At 70.3% G+C, this 15762-nt stretch carries 11 protein-coding genes; 6 read left to right on the top strand and 5 right to left on the bottom strand.

The annotated features are described in order from the left end of the window. Positions 1–3 precede the first annotated feature (3 nt). Together ACFWXC_RS05415 and holA are read left to right on the top strand one after the other, a co-directional pair. On the top strand, positions 4–249 hold the full coding sequence (locus ACFWXC_RS05415) for a hypothetical protein (protein ID WP_365796147.1): 246 nt from the start codon (positions 4–6) through the stop codon (positions 247–249). Positions 250–313: 64 nt separating this feature from the next. Next, a complete protein-coding gene (gene holA, locus ACFWXC_RS05410; RefSeq protein WP_384473402.1) occupies positions 314–1303 on the top strand; it encodes a DNA polymerase III subunit delta in 990 nt (329 codons plus the stop codon). Between the two features lie 211 nt (positions 1304–1514). On the opposite strand, the gene rpsT is transcribed toward holA, so the two are convergent. Further along, positions 1515–1781 (bottom strand): 30S ribosomal protein S20, encoded by a 267-nt coding sequence (rpsT, locus tag ACFWXC_RS05405; protein WP_384473399.1) that lies wholly within the window; start codon positions 1779–1781, stop codon positions 1515–1517. A 221-nt stretch (positions 1782–2002) separates the two neighbouring features. Here rpsT and lepA point away from each other — a divergent pair, with 221 nt between their 5' ends. Both lepA and ACFWXC_RS05395 read left to right on the top strand, forming a co-directional pair. Next, positions 2003–3877: a translation elongation factor 4 gene (gene lepA / locus ACFWXC_RS05400; protein WP_384473396.1), complete on the top strand. Its 1875-nt coding sequence runs from the start codon at positions 2003–2005 to the stop codon at positions 3875–3877. A 273-nt stretch (positions 3878–4150) separates the two neighbouring features. Continuing rightward, the gene (locus ACFWXC_RS05395) at positions 4151–6025 is read left to right on the top strand and encodes an AMP-dependent synthetase/ligase (protein WP_384473392.1); all 1875 of its coding nucleotides are present in this window, start codon (positions 4151–4153) and stop codon (positions 6023–6025) included. 93 nt (positions 6026–6118) lie between these two features. Here ACFWXC_RS05395 and ACFWXC_RS05390 read toward each other — a convergent pair whose 3' ends face one another. Further along, the gene (locus ACFWXC_RS05390; protein WP_384473389.1) at positions 6119–6682 is read right to left on the bottom strand and encodes a two-component system response regulator; all 564 of its coding nucleotides are present in this window, start codon (positions 6680–6682) and stop codon (positions 6119–6121) included. Continuing rightward, complete coding sequence (locus ACFWXC_RS05385; protein WP_384473386.1) at positions 6679–10782, bottom strand: HAMP domain-containing protein; 4104 nt, start codon at positions 10780–10782, stop codon at positions 6679–6681. Before ACFWXC_RS05385 ends, ACFWXC_RS05390 begins: the two co-directional genes overlap by 4 nt. Positions 10783–10884: 102 nt before the next feature. Between ACFWXC_RS05385 and ACFWXC_RS05380 the strand changes: the two genes are divergently transcribed. Together ACFWXC_RS05380 and hemW are read left to right on the top strand one after the other, a co-directional pair. Then, on the top strand, positions 10885–12786 hold the full coding sequence (locus ACFWXC_RS05380) for a SpoIIE family protein phosphatase (RefSeq protein WP_384473383.1): 1902 nt from the start codon (positions 10885–10887) through the stop codon (positions 12784–12786). 27 nt (positions 12787–12813) lie between these two features. Then, on the top strand, positions 12814–14046 hold the full coding sequence (gene hemW, locus ACFWXC_RS05375) for a radical SAM family heme chaperone HemW (protein ID WP_384473380.1): 1233 nt from the start codon (positions 12814–12816) through the stop codon (positions 14044–14046). Between the two features lie 20 nt (positions 14047–14066). Here hemW and ACFWXC_RS05370 read toward each other — a convergent pair whose 3' ends face one another. Both ACFWXC_RS05370 and ACFWXC_RS05365 read right to left on the bottom strand, forming a co-directional pair. Next, positions 14067–14873 (bottom strand): DUF3097 domain-containing protein, encoded by an 807-nt coding sequence (locus ACFWXC_RS05370; RefSeq protein WP_384473377.1) that lies wholly within the window; start codon positions 14871–14873, stop codon positions 14067–14069. A 34-nt stretch (positions 14874–14907) separates the two neighbouring features. Further along, positions 14908–15639: an MBL fold metallo-hydrolase gene (locus tag ACFWXC_RS05365; RefSeq protein ID WP_384473374.1), complete on the bottom strand. Its 732-nt coding sequence runs from the start codon at positions 15637–15639 to the stop codon at positions 14908–14910. Positions 15640–15762: the final 123 nt, after the last annotated feature.

Raw genomic sequence — 15762 nt, 5'->3', positions numbered from 1 at the left:
GCCGTGAGCGATGTGAGACATGTGCTGGTGCTGCCGGACCGGGATGCGGCGGAGGAAGCCGCCGAGGCGCTCGGGGAGCGCTTCGGGATCGGTGAGGAGCCGCGGCTGGTGCGGGACGCGCTGGCGGGGGAGGACGACGCCGAGGACGCGCAGTGGCTGGTGCTGCTGAGGGACGCGGAGGGGCGGCTGGACCCGGCGGAGCTGGACGAGTTCGCGGGGGAGTGGGAGGGGTGGCGGGAGGAGCCGTAGCGGGTACGGGTGCCCGGCAGGCGGCGCGGCCGCGCTGTCAGTGGGCCGTGGGATGCTTGGCGTGATGGCAAAGAAGACTGCTGATGACGATCCGCTCGCCCCGCTGACACTTGCCGTGGGGCAGGAAGAACTGCTGCTCGACCGCGCCGTGCAGCAGGTGGTGGCGGCTGCCCGGGCCGCCGACGCCGACACGGACGTACGGGATCTGAACCCGGACCAGTTGCAGCCCGGCACACTCGCCGAGCTGACCAGCCCGTCGCTCTTCGCGGAGCGCAAGGTCGTGGTCGTACGCAACGCGCAGGACCTGTCCGCCGACACGATCAAGGACGTGAAGGCGTACCTCGGGGCGCCCGCCGAGGAGATCACCCTGGTGCTGCTGCACGCGGGCGGGGTCAAGGGCAAGGGGCTGCTGGACGCGGCGCGCAAGGCGGGGGCACGGGAGGTCGCCTGCCCGAAGATGACCAAGCCGGCGGACCGGCTCGCGTTCACGCGGAGCGAGTTCCGGGCGCTGGGACGCTCGGCCACGCCCGAGGCCTGTCAGGCGCTCGTCGACGCCATCGGCAGCGATCTGCGGGAGCTGGCCTCGGCCGTGACCCAGCTCGCCGCCGATGTCGAGGGCACCATCGACGAGGCCGTCGTCGGGCGGTACTACACCGGGCGGGCCGAGGCGTCGAGCTTTACCGTCGCCGACCGGGCCGTGGAAGGACGTACGGCGGAGGCGCTGGAGGCGTTGCGCTGGTCGCTGGCGACCGGGGTCGCCCCGGTCCTGATCACCAGTGCCCTCGCGCAGGGGGTGCGGGCGATCGGGAAGCTGTCGGGGGCGCGGGGCGGCCGGCCCGCCGATCTCGCGCGGGAGCTCGGGATGCCGCCGTGGAAGATCGACCGGGTACGGCAGCAGATGCGGGGCTGGACGCCCGACGGGGTGGCGGTGGCGCTGCGGGCCGTCGCCGACGCCGATGCGGGGGTCAAGGGCGGCGGGGACGATCCCGAGTACGCCCTGGAGAAGGCCGTGGTGACCATCGCGCGGGCGGCGCGGTCGCGAGGCCGGGGGTAACAGGCCGGGCGTACCGCAGGGGGACGGGATTCGCCCGGAATGCCGAAAGCCCCGGCGGCCGCCCTGGGGAAGGGTGGAATGCCGGGGCCTCGGTTCAAGCTTTTCGAGCCCGTTCCCGCGTGGCGAACGCAGGCCGCGAACAGGCTCTGGGGGCCGGTCGGGGGCGGATGAGAGAGGGCCCGCCCGGATCCTTCCGGCGTCGTATCAAGTGTCAGCCCTGGAGGGTCGCGACCTTGGAAGCGAGCGCCGACTTCTTGTTGGCGGCCTGGTTCTTGTGGATGACGCCCTTCGAGACGGCCTTGTCGAGTGCACGCGACGCGGCGCGCTGGTACTCGGTGGCCTTCTCGACGTCACCCGCGGCAGCGGCCTCGCGGGCCTTGCGGATCGCGGTCTTGAGGGAGGACTTGACAGCCTTGTTGCGCTGCCGAGCCTTCTCGTTGGTCTTGATCCGCTTGATCTGGGACTTGATGTTCGCCACGAAAGAGCCTTTTCAGGTTCTGGTGCGGGACCGTGCAGATCCCGTACCGATGATTTCTCGAAGACGTGCCTCGCGCTGAGAGGGCATGAGACACAGCTGCCCAGACTAGCAGCGGGGCGGGGAACCGCCCAAACCGGTCCCCGGTCCCCCGTCATGGGACCATGGAGACTACGTATCGATCCGACCCGAGGCACAAGGCGCCTCAAGAGACAGGACCCTGCGTGCCCGCGACCCCTAACAATGTGCCCGAGCCGAGCCGTACCGCCCCGGCTCTGATCCGCAATTTCTGCATCATCGCGCACATCGACCACGGCAAGTCCACGCTCGCCGACCGGATGCTCCAGCTGACCGGAGTGGTCGAGCAGCGGCAGATGCGTGCTCAGTACCTCGACCGGATGGACATCGAGCGCGAGCGCGGCATCACGATCAAGTCCCAGGCGGTGCGTCTGCCCTGGGCCCCCACCGAGGGCCCCGACCAGGGCAGCACGCACATCCTCAACATGATCGACACCCCGGGGCACGTCGACTTCACCTACGAGGTCTCGCGGTCGCTGGCGGCCTGCGAGGGGACCGTCCTCCTCGTCGACGCCGCCCAGGGCATCGAGGCGCAGACCCTCGCCAACCTCTACCTGGCGATGGAGAACGACCTCGCGATCATCCCCGTGCTCAACAAGATCGACCTGCCGGCCGCGCAGCCGGAGAAGTTCGCCGAGGAACTGGCGAACCTGGTCGGCTGCGAGCCGGACGACGTGCTGCGGGTCTCCGCCAAGACCGGTGTAGGCGTCGACGCCCTGCTGAACAAGGTCGTCAAGGAGATCCCGGCGCCGGTCGGTGTCGCCGACGCGCCCGCCCGCGCGATGATCTTCGACTCGGTCTACGACTCCTACCGCGGTGTCGTCACCTACGTCCGTGTCATCGACGGCCAGCTCAACAAGCGCGAGCGCATCAAGATGATGTCGACCGGCGCCACCCACGAGCTGCTGGAGATCGGTACGAACTCGCCCGAGATGCTGGGCGCCGACGGCCTCGGCGTCGGCGAGGTGGGCTACCTGATCACCGGTGTGAAGGACGTCCGGCAGTCCAAGGTCGGTGACACCGTCACCAGCCAGCACAAGGGCGCCACGGAGGCGCTCGGCGGCTACAAGGACCCGAAGCCGATGGTCTTCTCCGGTCTGTATCCGCTGGACGGCTCCGACTACCCCGAACTGCGCGAAGCCCTCGACAAGCTGCAGCTCAACGACGCCGCGCTCGTCTACGAGCCGGAGACCTCCGCCGCCCTCGGCTTCGGTTTCCGCGTCGGCTTCCTCGGCCTGCTGCACCTGGACGTGATCCGGGAGCGGCTGGAGCGCGAGTTCGGGCTCGACCTGATCGCGACGGCCCCGAACGTGGTCTACCGCGTCGTCATGGAGGACGGCAGCGAGCACACGGTCACCAACCCGAGCGAGTTCCCCGAGGGGAAGATCGGCGAGGTGTACGAGCCGGTCGTGCGCGCCACCATCCTGGCGCCCAGCGAGTTCATCGGCTCGATCATGGAGCTGTGCCAGACCCGGCGCGGCACCCTGCTCGGCATGGACTACCTGTCCGAGGACCGCGTCGAGATCCGGTACACACTGCCGCTCGCAGAGATCGTCTTCGACTTCTTCGACCAGTTGAAGTCGAAGACGCGTGGTTACGCGTCGCTGGACTACGAGCCCACCGGCGAGCAGACGTCCAGCCTGGTCAAGGTCGACATCCTGCTGCACGGCGACAAGGTGGACGCCTTCTCGGCGATCACGCACAAGGACGCGGCGTACGCGTACGGGGTGCGGCTCGTCGCCAAGCTGCGCGAGCTCATCCCCAGGCAGGCCTTCGAGGTGCCCATCCAGGCCGCCATCGGCTCCCGGGTGATCGCCCGCGAGACCATCCGCGCCATCCGCAAGGACGTCCTCGCCAAGTGCTACGGCGGTGACATCTCCCGTAAGCGCAAGCTGCTGGAGAAGCAGAAGGAAGGCAAGAAGCGGATGAAGATGGTGGGTTCCGTGGAGGTTCCGCAGGAAGCCTTCATCGCCGTCCTCAGCAGTGATGACAGCACGGGATCGGCCAAGAGCAAGAAGTAACCACCGGTAACAATCGGCCACGGCCGCAAATCGGGTGCAACGGGGGTCCGCCGTACGAAAGTGCGGCGGACCCCTACGCGTGCGTAGGGTCGCTCTGCGTGGAAGATGCGGGGAAACAGACAGGCCGAGGCCCCTTACGCACAGGCCGGTCGCGGCTTACTCTGATCCCTGCTCGATAGTTACTCGCGAGTTAAACAAGTAGTGCGAACCGCACCGTGAGTAAACCCAGCCGCACTGAGCCAGCCGCACCGTCGCGGGCCCCCGGAGGATGTCGTGAGCGACACGCAGACACTGATCGAGAACCGTCCGCCGTCCGTGGCGGCCCTCTTCCTGGAGCGCGTGGCGGCCACACCGGACGCCGAGGCCTACCGGTACCCGGTGCCCGCCGCCTCCGGTCAGGGCCCGGACGACTGGAAGTCGCTGAGCTGGGGGCAGGCCGCCAAGCGCGTCTACTCGATCGCGGCCGGTCTCATCGAACTCGGTATCCAGCCCGAGCAGCGGGTCGCCCTGGCCTCCTCCACCCGTGTCGAGTGGATCCTCGCCGACCTCGGCATCCTGTGTGCCGGCGCGGCCACCACGACCGTCTATCCGCAGACCAACGCCGAGGAGACTGCGTTCATCCTCTCCGACTCCGGCAGCCGGGTGCTCATCGCGGAGAACGCGGCGCAGGTCGCCAAGGCCGTCGAGAAGCGCGGCGAGCTGCCCGAGCTCACCCAGGTCGTCGTCATCGACCCGGCCGGTGCGGAGACGGGTGACTGGGTCATCACCCTCGCCGAGCTGGAGGAGCGCGGCGCCAAGTACCTGGAGAGCCACCCCGAGCTGATCAAGGAGCGGGTCGGGGCGATCACCAAAGACCAGCTCGCCACGCTCATCTACACCTCCGGCACCACCGGCCGTCCCAAGGGCGTACGGCTGCCGCACGACAACTGGTCGTACATGGCGAAGTCGGTCGCCGCGACCGGGCTGATCAACGGCGACGACGTGCAGTACCTGTGGCTGCCGCTCGCCCATGTCTTCGGCAAGGTGCTCACCTCCGGGCAGATCGAGGTCGGCCATGTCACCGCCGTCGACGGCCGCGTCGACAAGATCATCGAGAATCTGCCGGTCGTGCAGCCGACGTACATGGCTGCCGTGCCGCGCATCTTCGAGAAGGTCTACAACGGTGTCGCCGCGAAGGCCCGCGCGGGCGGCGCCGCCAAGTACCGGATCTTCCAGTGGGCGGCCGACGTCGCCCGCGAGTACGCCAAGGCCACCCAGGACAACTTCCGCCGCACCGGCTCCGCCACCGCGCCCCTCGGGCTCACCGCCAAGCACAAGGTCGCCGACACCCTCGTCTACGCCAAGCTGCGGGAAGCCTTCGGCGGGCGGCTGCGGGCCTGTGTCTCCGGGTCCGCAGCGCTGGCGCCCGAGATCGGCTACTTCTTCGCCGGCGCCGGTGTGCACGTTCTCGAGGGCTACGGTCTGACGGAGTCCTCCGCCGCGTCCGTCCTGAACCCGGGCGAGGCCTACCGCACCGGTACGGTCGGCAAGCCGCTGCCCGGCTGTGAGGTGCGGATCGCCGACGACGGGGAGATCCTGCTCCGCGGCCCCGGCATCATGGAGGGCTACCACGGGCTGCCCGAGAAGACCGCGGAGGTCCTCGAAGCCGACGGGTGGTTCCACACCGGTGACATCGGTGAGCTGTCCCCCGACGGCTATCTGCGGATCACCGACCGCAAGAAGGACCTCATCAAGACGTCCGGCGGCAAGTACATCGCGCCCGCCGAGGTCGAGGGACAGTTCAAGGCGGTCTGCCCGTACGTCTCCAACATCCTCGTCCACGGCGCCGACCGGAACTACTGCACGGCCCTGATCGCCCTCGACGAGGTCGCGATCCTGGAATGGGCCGAGGAGAACGGCCTGGGCGGCAAGTCCTACGCCGAGGTGGTGGCCGCGCCGGCGACCGTCGAGATGGTCGACGGATACGTCAAGCAGCTCAACGAGGGGCTGCAGCGCTGGCAGACCATCAAGAAGTTCCGGCTGCTGCCCCGGGACCTGGATGTGGAGCACGGGGAGATCACGCCGAGCCTGAAGGTGAAGAGGCCGGTTGTGGAGCGGGAGTACAAGCACCTGATCGACGAGATGTACGCCGGGACGCGCGAGGCGTAGAGGGTGGCGGGGGGACTTGTGGCGGCCGCGGGTTCGTGGCGGGTCGTCGCGCCCGCGCGGCGGAGCCGCACGCCGTCACAGTCCCCGCCTCATTCAGCCGGACCGCTTGGCACCGCTTAACAGTCGACGCAGTTCCCTGACTTCTTCTCGTAGCGTCACTACGTCGACAGGTTCGTTGGACAGCTGATCCTCCAGAACCGCCAGCCGTTTGCCCAACTCGCCGAAGTCCGCCTGTTCGCGTGCCAGCAGTGACTGCAACTGCTGGTTCTTCCGGTGCAGTTCCAGGAAGACGTTGACCTTCGCCCGCAGCACCCAGGGATCGAAGGGCTTCGTCAGATAGTCCGCCGCGCCTGTCGCGTAGCCGCGGAACGCGTACCCGGCGTCCTCCTCCGCTCCTGTCAGGAAGATGATCGGGACGTCCTTGGTCTGGTCGAGGCGTTTGATGTTCGCGGCTGTTTCGAAGCCGTCCATGCCCGGCATGCGGATGTCGAGGAGGACCACGGCGAAGCGGCGGCGCAGCAGGGCCTTCATCGCCTCCTCGCCGGAACGCGCGCGCACTATCGGCTCGTTCAGGGATCCCAGCACGGCCTCCAGCGCGATCAGGTTGTCCTCCATGTCGTCGACCAGGAGGATGCCGGCCCGCTCGTCAGTGATCATCGCCCCGTCCGTTCCTTGTCGGCGGGCTCGCCGCCTTCCGTGCTGTCGGGGTCCAGGAGTGCGCAGACGACGGTGAGCAGCCGGTCGACGTCCACGGGTTTGGGCACGTAGTCGTTGGCGCCGCGCGCGATGGACTTCTCCCGGTCGCCGGGCATCGCCTTCGCCGTCAGCGCGACGATCGGCAGGCCGGTCCAGCGGGGGGCGCGGCGGATGGCCGCGATGGTCTCGTAGCCGTCCATCTCCGGCATCATGATGTCCATCAGGACCAGTTCGACGTCCGGGTTGCGTTCGAGGGTCTCGATGCCCTCCCGGCCGTTCTCCGCGTAGAGCACGGGCATGCCGACGCGGCCCAGGACGTGGGTGAGCGCGAAGACGTTGCGGATGTCGTCGTCGATGATCAGGACGCGCCGGCCGGGCAGGATCTGGCCGGCGCGGCCGGACTGCCACGCCTCCAGCTTGGCCGGAGCCGGCCAGGAGTCGTCGGTGTCGGGGGTGGTGGCCGGGGCGGGGCCGGGGACGGGCAGGGCGTGGTCCTCCGGGGTGGGGCCCGCCGCCGTGTGGCCGGGGCTGACGACCGGGACGTACAGCGTGAACGTCGAGCCCTTGCCCTGTTCGCTCGCCGCGACGATACGGCCGCCGAGCAGGCCCGCGATCTCGCGGCTGATGGACAGGCCGAGGCCGGTGCCGCCGTACTTGCGGTTCGTGGTGCCGTCGGCCTGCTGGAACGCCTCGAAGATCACCGGGATTTTCTCGGCGGCGATCCCGATGCCGGTGTCCGTCACCTCGAAGGCGATCACCTCGTCGCTGCCGCGGACGTAGTGCTGGTCGGGGTCCTTCACCCGCTCGACCCGCAGTTCCACCCGTCCCTTGGCGGTGAACTTGATCGCGTTGGAGAGCAGGTTGCGCAGGATCTGCTGGAGGCGCTGTTCGTCGGAGTACATCTCGCGCGGTACGTCCTCGCCGACCGCCACCTCGAAGGCCAGACCCCGGTCCAGGGTCAGCGGGCGGAAGGTGGCGTGGACGTAGTCGAGGAGTTTGATCAGAGGCAGGCGTTTGGGGCGTACGTCCATCCGGCCGGCCTCGATCTTCGACAGGTCCAGGATGTCGTTGATGAGCTGGAGGAGGTCGGAGCCCGAGCGGTGGATCGTCGTCGCGAACTGGACCTCCTGGTCGGAGAGACGGCCGTCCGGGTTGTCGGACAGCAGCCGGGCCAGGATCAGCAAGGAGTTCAGCGGAGTGCGCAGTTCGTGGGACATGTTCGCCAGGAACTCCGACTTGTACTGGGAAGAAGTCGCCAGGAGAGCGGCTTTCTCCTCCAGTTCCGCGTTCGAGCGTTGCAGTTCCGCCTGTTGTTTCTGAAGTTCGTCCGAGCGTTCCTGGAGCTGCATCGCCAGTCGTTGTGACTCGCCGAGCAGGGACTCCGTGCGGGAGTTGGCGATGATCGTGTTGATGGCCACGCCGATGGTGTTGACGAACTGGTCGAAGAAGGCCAGGTGGACGTCGGAGAAGCGGGAGAAGGAGGCCAGTTCGATCACGCCGAGGAGTTTGTCCTCGAAGAGGATCGGGATGATGACGATCGTCGTCGGTGCCGCTTCGCCGAGACCGCTGTTGATCTTGATGTAGTTCGGTGGTGCCTCCTCGACGAGGATCCGCTTCTTCTCGCGGGCCGCCTGGCGGACCAGGCCGTGCACCGGCAGGCCGCCGGTCTCCACGATCGCGCCCTGTGCGGAGCCGTAGCCGGCGATGAACGCCATGCCTTTCGCCGGTACGGCCGTGCGTACGGCCGCGCCGTCCTCGTCCGGGTCGGCCAGGAAGAACGCGCCGTACTGGGCGTTCACCAGCGGGGTGAGCTCGCGCAGGATCAGGTCGGCGACCTCCATCAGGTCCCGGTGGCCCTGCATCAGCGCGGCGAGCCGGGCCAGGTTGGACTCCAGCCAGTCCTTCGCGCGGGTCGTCTCGCGCAGGTTGGCCACCATCAGGTTGATGTTGTCCTTCAGCTCGGCGACCTCGCCCTGCGTCTCCACGGTGATCGACCGGGACATGTCGCCCTGGGCGACGGCCGAGGCGACCTCGGCGATCGCGCGGACCTGGGTGGTGAGGTTGAGGGCGAGTTCGTTCACGTTGGTCGTCAGGCGCTTCCAGGTGCCGTACACGCCCTCCACGCGTGCCTGGCCGCCCAGTTGTCCTTCGGAGCCCACCTCGCGGGCCACGCGGGTCACCTCGGACGAGAACGACGACAGGGTGTCGACCATCGTGTTGATCGTCGTCTTCAGTTCGAGGATCTCGCCGCGCGCGTCCACGTCGATCTTCTTCGACAGGTCGCCCTGTGCCACGGCCGTCGCCACCTGGGCGATGTTGCGCACCTGTGAGGTGAGGTTGTCGGCCATGTAGTTGACGTTGTCGGTCAGGTCCCGCCAGACGCCGGAGACGCCGAGCACCTGGGCGCGGCCGCCCAGCCGGCCGTCGGTGCCGACCTCGCGGGCCACCCGGGTCACCTCGTCGGCGAAGGCCCGCAACTGCTCCACCATCGTGTTGACGGTGTCCTTCAGCTCGAGGATCTCGCCGCGCGCGTCGACGGTGATTTTCTTGGAGAGGTCGCCGTTGGCGACGGCTGTGGTCACCTGGGCGATGTTGCGGACCTGTGAGGTCAGGTTCAGCGCCATGAAGTTGACGTTGTCGGTGAGGTCTTTCCAGACTCCGGACACGCCTCTGACCTGTGCCTGGCCGCCGAGGTTTCCTTCGGTGCCGACTTCGCGGGCGACGCGGGTGACTTCGTCGGCGAATGCCGACAGCTGGTCGACCATCGTGTTGATCGTCGATTTCAGTTCGAGGATCTCGCCTTTCGCCTCCACGGTGATTTTCTTGCCGAGGTCGCCCTGGGCGACGGCCGTGGAGACGAGCGCGATGTTGCGGACCTGGCTCGTCAGGTTGTCCGCCATGAAGTTGACGTTGTCGGTGAGGTCTTTCCAGACTCCGGACACGCCTCTGACCTGCGCCCGGCCGCCGAGGTTTCCTTCGGTGCCGACTTCGCGGGCGACGCGGGTGACTTCGCCGGCGAACGCCGACAGCTGGTCGACCATCGTGTTGATCGTCGACTTCAGTTCGAGAATCTCGCCCTTGGCGTCGACCGTGATCTTCTGCGAGAGGTCGCCGTTGGCGACGGCTGTGGTCACCTGGGCGATGTTGCGGACCTGTGAGGTCAGGTTCGACGCCATGAAGTTGACGTTGTCGGTGAGGTCCTTCCAGACACCGGAGACACCCCGCACCTGGGCCCGGCCGCCCAGCTGGCCCTCTGTGCCGACCTCGCGCGCGACCCGGGTCACCTCGTCCGCGAACGCGGACAGCTGGTCGACCATGGTGTTGACGGTGAGCTTCAGTTCCAGCAGTTCACCGGTCGCCTCGACGGTCACCGTGCGGGTCAGGTCGCCGCGCGCCACCGCCGTCGTCACCAGGGCGATGTCGCGGACCTGGGCGGTCAGCCGGGACGCCATGGTGTTGACGGCCTCGGTCACGTCCCGCCAGCTGCCGGACAGGCGCTGCACCTTGGCCCGGCCGCCGAGCCGCCCCTCGGTGCCGACCTCACGCGCGACCCGGGTCACCTCGCCGGTGAACAGGGACAGCTGGTCGACCATCTTGTTCACCGCGCGGCCCAGCCTGCGCAGATCGCCGCGCAACTGGCGGCTGCCGTCGTGCAGATCGACCCGTTGGGTGAGATCGCCGCCGGCCACCGCGTCCAGGACGCGCGTGGCGTTCGCCGCGGGGGCGACCAGGGCGTCGAGGACCTGGTTGACGTCGTCGACACGGGACGTCCAGGCGCCCTGGCCGGGGCTGGCCGACAGCCGTTCGTCGAGGCGGCCGTGGCGCACCAGCTCGCGTTTCACGCGCTGCACTTCGGTGTTGAAGTGAACGCTGCGGTCCATGATCTGGTTGAAGACCGCGGTGAGTTCGGCGACCATCCCCTCCCCGGTCTCGGGCACTTTCGTGAAGTCGCCGTCGCGGGCGGCGGTCATCGCGGCGAGCAGAGCGCGCAGTTCGGATGCTCGGAGTTGTTCCGGTTTCTGTCCGTCTTCGAGCACACGCGTAGCACTGTTCTCACTCATGGCGGCCCACTTCGGTAACTCGGTGCTTATGGGCGCAGCCAGTCTGTCACTCTGTCCGCATCGATCGGGATGTATTCGTCCGAACTGCTCGGGGAGCTCGACATGGGGGCCATACCCACGCAACGGGAGACCGTCTCCCGGGTCCGTGAGGCGCCTGCGCGCGACGAGGCGCCCGCGCACGAGAGCGCGGGCGCGTACGCGCAGGGGCGCGCGACCCTGCCCGGGAGCCCCCTTGCGCCGGGTTCCGCCCGCGCATTGGTGCGCGCCTGCCTCGACGAGTGGACCGGCTGCGGCCTGCTGGAGCCGGGACAGCGGGTCGCCGAGGACGCCATGGTCGTCGTCAGCGAACTCGTCACCAACGCCGTCGTGCACGCCGGCACCGACGTCGAGGTCGACTGGTGGCTGGAGGAGGCGCGGGAGGAGACGGCGTTCGTCGTCGAGGTCACCGACCACCACCCCTCCCGCGCCCCGCGCGACCACCCGGGCGAGACGCCCTACGAGACCCCGGAGTACGGGCGCGGCCTGCGTCTGGTCGCCTCGCTCGCCGAGTCCTGGGGGGTCACCTACCGCATCGGTGCGAAGACGGTGTGGGCGCGCCTGACCGGGCGAGGCGGCACGCTCCCCGACGAGCAGGAGCTGAAGGTGGCCGAGATCCTCGCGCCCGAGCCCCAGCGCCCCGACCGGGACCGGGACTGGCTGGACAGGGGCGCGCTGTCCTTCCTCGCCGAGGCCTCCGACCTGCTCGCCGGGCAGCTCGACGAGAACCTGGTGGCCGCGCTCGCCGGCCAGCTGATCGTGCCAAGGCTGGCCGACTGGTGCGCGGTGTGGCTGGAGGACGAATCGACCGTGCGGTCCGGCGGCTGGGGCGAGGCGAACGGCGCGGGCGGGCCGCGGCTGGCCCGGGTCTGGCACGGCAGCGAGAACCGCATCGAGGAACTGCGCCGCGCCCTGGAGAAGGACCCGCCGTGCGCGAAGGACGGGTTACGGTCCGGGCCCGAGGCGTATCCCTGGCCCGGCGAGGCGCTCGGCCCGCAGGGCGCCCGCGGTTCGGCGCTCTCCTACCGGCTCATCGCGGGCGGCCGCCCGCTCGGCACGCTCGTGATCGGACGCTCCGGCCCGGCCGGTTTCCCCGACGAGATCACCGGCCTGGTCGAGGACTTCGGACGCCGGGTCGCCCTCGCCATCGGCGCGGCCCGCCAGTACGCCCGCCAGGCCACCATCAGCGCCGTCCTCCAGCGCGGGCTGCTGCCGGGTGCGGTCGCCGAGATCCCGGGCGTGCGCAGCGCGCTCGTCTACGAGCCCTGCGACAAGGGCGGCCCCAGCGGTGACTTCTACGACCTGTTCCCGGCCGGCGACGGCCGCTGGTGCTTCGCCGTCGGCGACGTCCAGGGCAAGGGCCCCGAGGCCGCCGTCGTCATCGGTCTGGCCCGGCCCTGGCTGCGGCTGCTGGCCCGGGAGGGGTACCGGGTCGCCGACGTCCTCGACCGGCTCAACCAGCTCCTCCTGGACGACGCCACCGAAGCCGCCGACGCCGCCGCCCGCGCCCTGGTCGCCGCCGGCGGCCGCATGCCGCCCGGCGACGGCCCGCAGACCCGTTTCCTCTCCCTCCTGTACGGCGAACTCACCCCCCTCGAAGCGGGCGGTGTCCGCTGCACCCTCGCCTCCGCCGGGCATCCGCTGCCGCTGCTCCTCGGCCCCGACGGCGCGGTCCGCACCGCCGCCCGGCCGCAGACCCTGCTCGGGGTCGTGGAGGACGAGACGTACACCAGCGAGACCATCGAGCTCGGGCCCGGCGACACCCTGCTGTGCGTGACCGACGGGGTCACCGAGCGCCGCTCGGGCTCCCGCCAGTTCGACGACGGCGACGGGCTCGCGCGGGCCCTCGCGGGCTGCACGGGCCTGAGCGCCGAGCTGATCGCCGAGCGCATCCGGCGGCTCGTGCACGAGTTCGGCGGCGGGCAGCCGGAGGACGATCTGGCGCTGCTGGTCCTCCAGGCGGAGTAACCGGCGTCGTACGGGACAATGGAGGACATGCCTTCCGCACTTCCCGACGGCGAGCCGGTCCCCGACGACGGCGCGCTCCCGGCGCACGCACTGGCCGGTGCCGCCGGCCGCCCCCTCGGGTTCTATCTGCACGTCCCCTACTGCGCGACCCGCTGCGGCTACTGCGACTTCAACACGTACACGGCGACCGAGCTGCGCGGCACCGGCGGCGTCCTCGCCTCCCGCGACAACTACGCGGACACCCTGATCGACGAGATCCGTCTGGCCCGCAAGGTCCTGGGCGACGACCCGCGCGAGGTCCGCACGGTGTTCGTGGGCGGGGGCACACCGACGCTGCTGGCCGCCGGTGACCTGGTACGGATGCTGGGCGCGATCCGCGACGAGTTCGGTCTGGCCGCCGACGCGGAGGTCACGACGGAGGCGAACCCGGAGTCCGTCGACCCCGCCTATCTGGCGGCTCTGCGCGAGGGCGGCTTCAACCGGGTCTCCTTCGGCATGCAGAGCGCCCGGCAGCACGTGCTGCGCGTCCTGGACCGCACGCACACCCCGGGGCGCCCCGAGGCGTGTGTCGCGGAGGCCCGCGCGGCCGGCTTCGAGCACGTCAACCTGGATCTGATCTACGGCACGCCGGGCGAGTCCGACGACGACTGGCGGGCCTCGCTGGACGCGGCGCTCGGAGCCGGCCCGGACCACGTGTCGGCGTACGCGCTGATCGTCGAGGAGGGCACGCAGCTGGCCCGCCGGATCCGCCGGGGCGAGGTCCCGATGACCGACGACGACGTCCACGCGGACCGCTATCTGATCGCCGAGGAGATGCTGTCCGCGGCCGGCTTCGACTGGTACGAGGTGTCCAACTGGGCCACCTCGCGGGGAGCCCGCTGCCTGCACAACGAGCTGTACTGGCGGGGCGCCGACTGGTGGGGCGCGGGACCGGGCGCGCACGCCCACGTGGGCGGCGTGCGCTGGTGGAACGTCAAGCATCCGGGGGCGTACGCGGCGGCGCTGGCGTCGGGACGCTCGCCGGGGGCCGGGCGTGAGGTCCTCACCGACGAGGACCGCCGGGTCGAGCGGATCCTGTTGGAGCTGCGGCTGCGGGAGGGGGTGCCGCTGTCGCTGCTGAAGGAGCAGGGGCTGGCGGCCGCGCGGCGGGCGCTGGGGGAGGGGCTGCTGGAGACCGGCCCGTACGAGGACGGCCGGGCCGTGCTGACGCTGCGGGGGCGGTTGCTGGCGGACGCGGTGGTCAGGGACCTGGTGGACTGAAGGGGCCGGGGGGTGCCCGGCTACGGGGCCGTCACGAAGTCGATCAGTTCCTCCACCCGGCCCAGCAGCTCCGGTTCGAGGTCCTTGTAGGAGCCCACCCGGGCCAGGATCGCCTGCCACACCGCGCCCGTGTTGTCCGAGGGCCAGCCGAGGGCCCGGCACACGCCCGTCTTCCAGTCCTGGCCGTGCGGGACGCGCGGCCATGCCTCGATGCCCAGGGCGGCGGGCTTCACCGCCTCCCAGATGTCGATGTACGGGTGGCCGACCACCAGGGCGTGCGCGCTGGTGACCGACTGGGCGATCCGCCACTCCTTCGTGCCGGGGAGCAGGTGGTCCACCAGGACACCGAGGCGCGCGTCCGGGCCCGGTGCGAATTCGGCCACGATCGACGGCAGGTCGTCCACGCCCTCCAGGTACTCCACGACCACGCCCTCGATGCGCAGGTCGTCGCCCCAGACCTTCTCGACCAGTTCCGCGTCGTGGCGGCCCTCGACGTAGATGCGGCCCGCGCGGGCCACGCGCGCGCGTGCGCCGGGCACGGCGACCGAGCCGGAGGCGGTACGGGCGGGGCGTGCGGGGGCGGCCGACGTGGGGCGTACGAGGGTGACCGCCCGGCCCTCCAGGAGGAAGCCCCGCGGCTCCAGCGGGAAGACGCGGTGTTTGCCGAAGCGGTCCTCCAGTGTCACCGTGCCCGCCTCGCAGCGGATCACCGCGCCGCAGAATCCGGTGCCGGGTTCCTCGACGACCAGGCCGGGTTCGGCGGCCACCTCCGGCGCCGGTTTCGGCTTCTTCCACGGCGGGGTCAGGTCGGCGGAGTACTGGCGCATTCGGATGACGATAGGAGAAGCGGCGGCGGCGTGGTCACGACACGCCGAAACGGGCGGCCAGGGCGTCGCGTTGGCGTCGTACGAACTCCGCGTCCACCACCGCTCCGTGACCGGGCACGTACAGGGCGTTCTCGCCGCCGAGGGACAGCAGCCGGTCCAGGGCGGCCGGCCAGTGGGACGGTACGGCGTCGGGGCCGGCCTGGGGGTCGCCGGACTCCTCCACCAGGTCGCCGCAGAACACCACCGCCCGGTCGCCGGGGACGCCGGGGACGAGGACCGCGAGGTCGTGGGAGGTGTGGCCGGGGCCCACGTCGGCCAGCAGGGCCCGGCGGCCGTCGCCGAGGTCGAGGGTCCACTCGCCACAGACCGGACGGCGGGGCAGGGGCAGCGCGTCGGCCGCCTCCTCGGCCTCCGGGGCCGGGAGGCCGTTGCGGATCGCGTCCAGGCGGAGCGCCTCGCGGCCGTGCGCGAAGACGTCCTCGGCGCCCGCCGCCGTGTGCACGTCCGCGCCCGCGAACGCCGGGGTGCCGAAGACGTGGTCGAAGTGGGGGTGGGTGAGCGCGAGATGGGTCACACGGCGTCCGGCCAGCCGCTGCGCCTGCGTACGCAACCGCGCGCCCTCCGCCAGGCTCGACCCGGCGTCCACCATCAGGACCGGGCCCGCCCCGAGGACCAGCCCGGCCGTGCAGTCCCAGCCCGGCAGCCGGCACCGGCCGACCCCCTCGGCCACCCGTTCCCAGCCCAGCTCTTCCCAAGTCACCGTCACACCACGACGCTAACGGCAGAACGCCCCGGGTCCTCACCGACCTTGCCCAGTCGGTACCCGGCGGCCGTACACTGGGCCGGGGACGCTGGCACTCGCGTTCGCAGAGTGCCAGGCGAAAAGGCC

The organism is Streptomyces sp. NPDC058683, assembly GCF_042716195.1.
Classification (GTDB): domain Bacteria; phylum Actinomycetota; class Actinomycetes; order Streptomycetales; family Streptomycetaceae; genus Streptomyces.
Note: the sequence above shows the minus strand (reverse complement) of the source record. Positions and strands in the feature narration are given on the sequence as shown.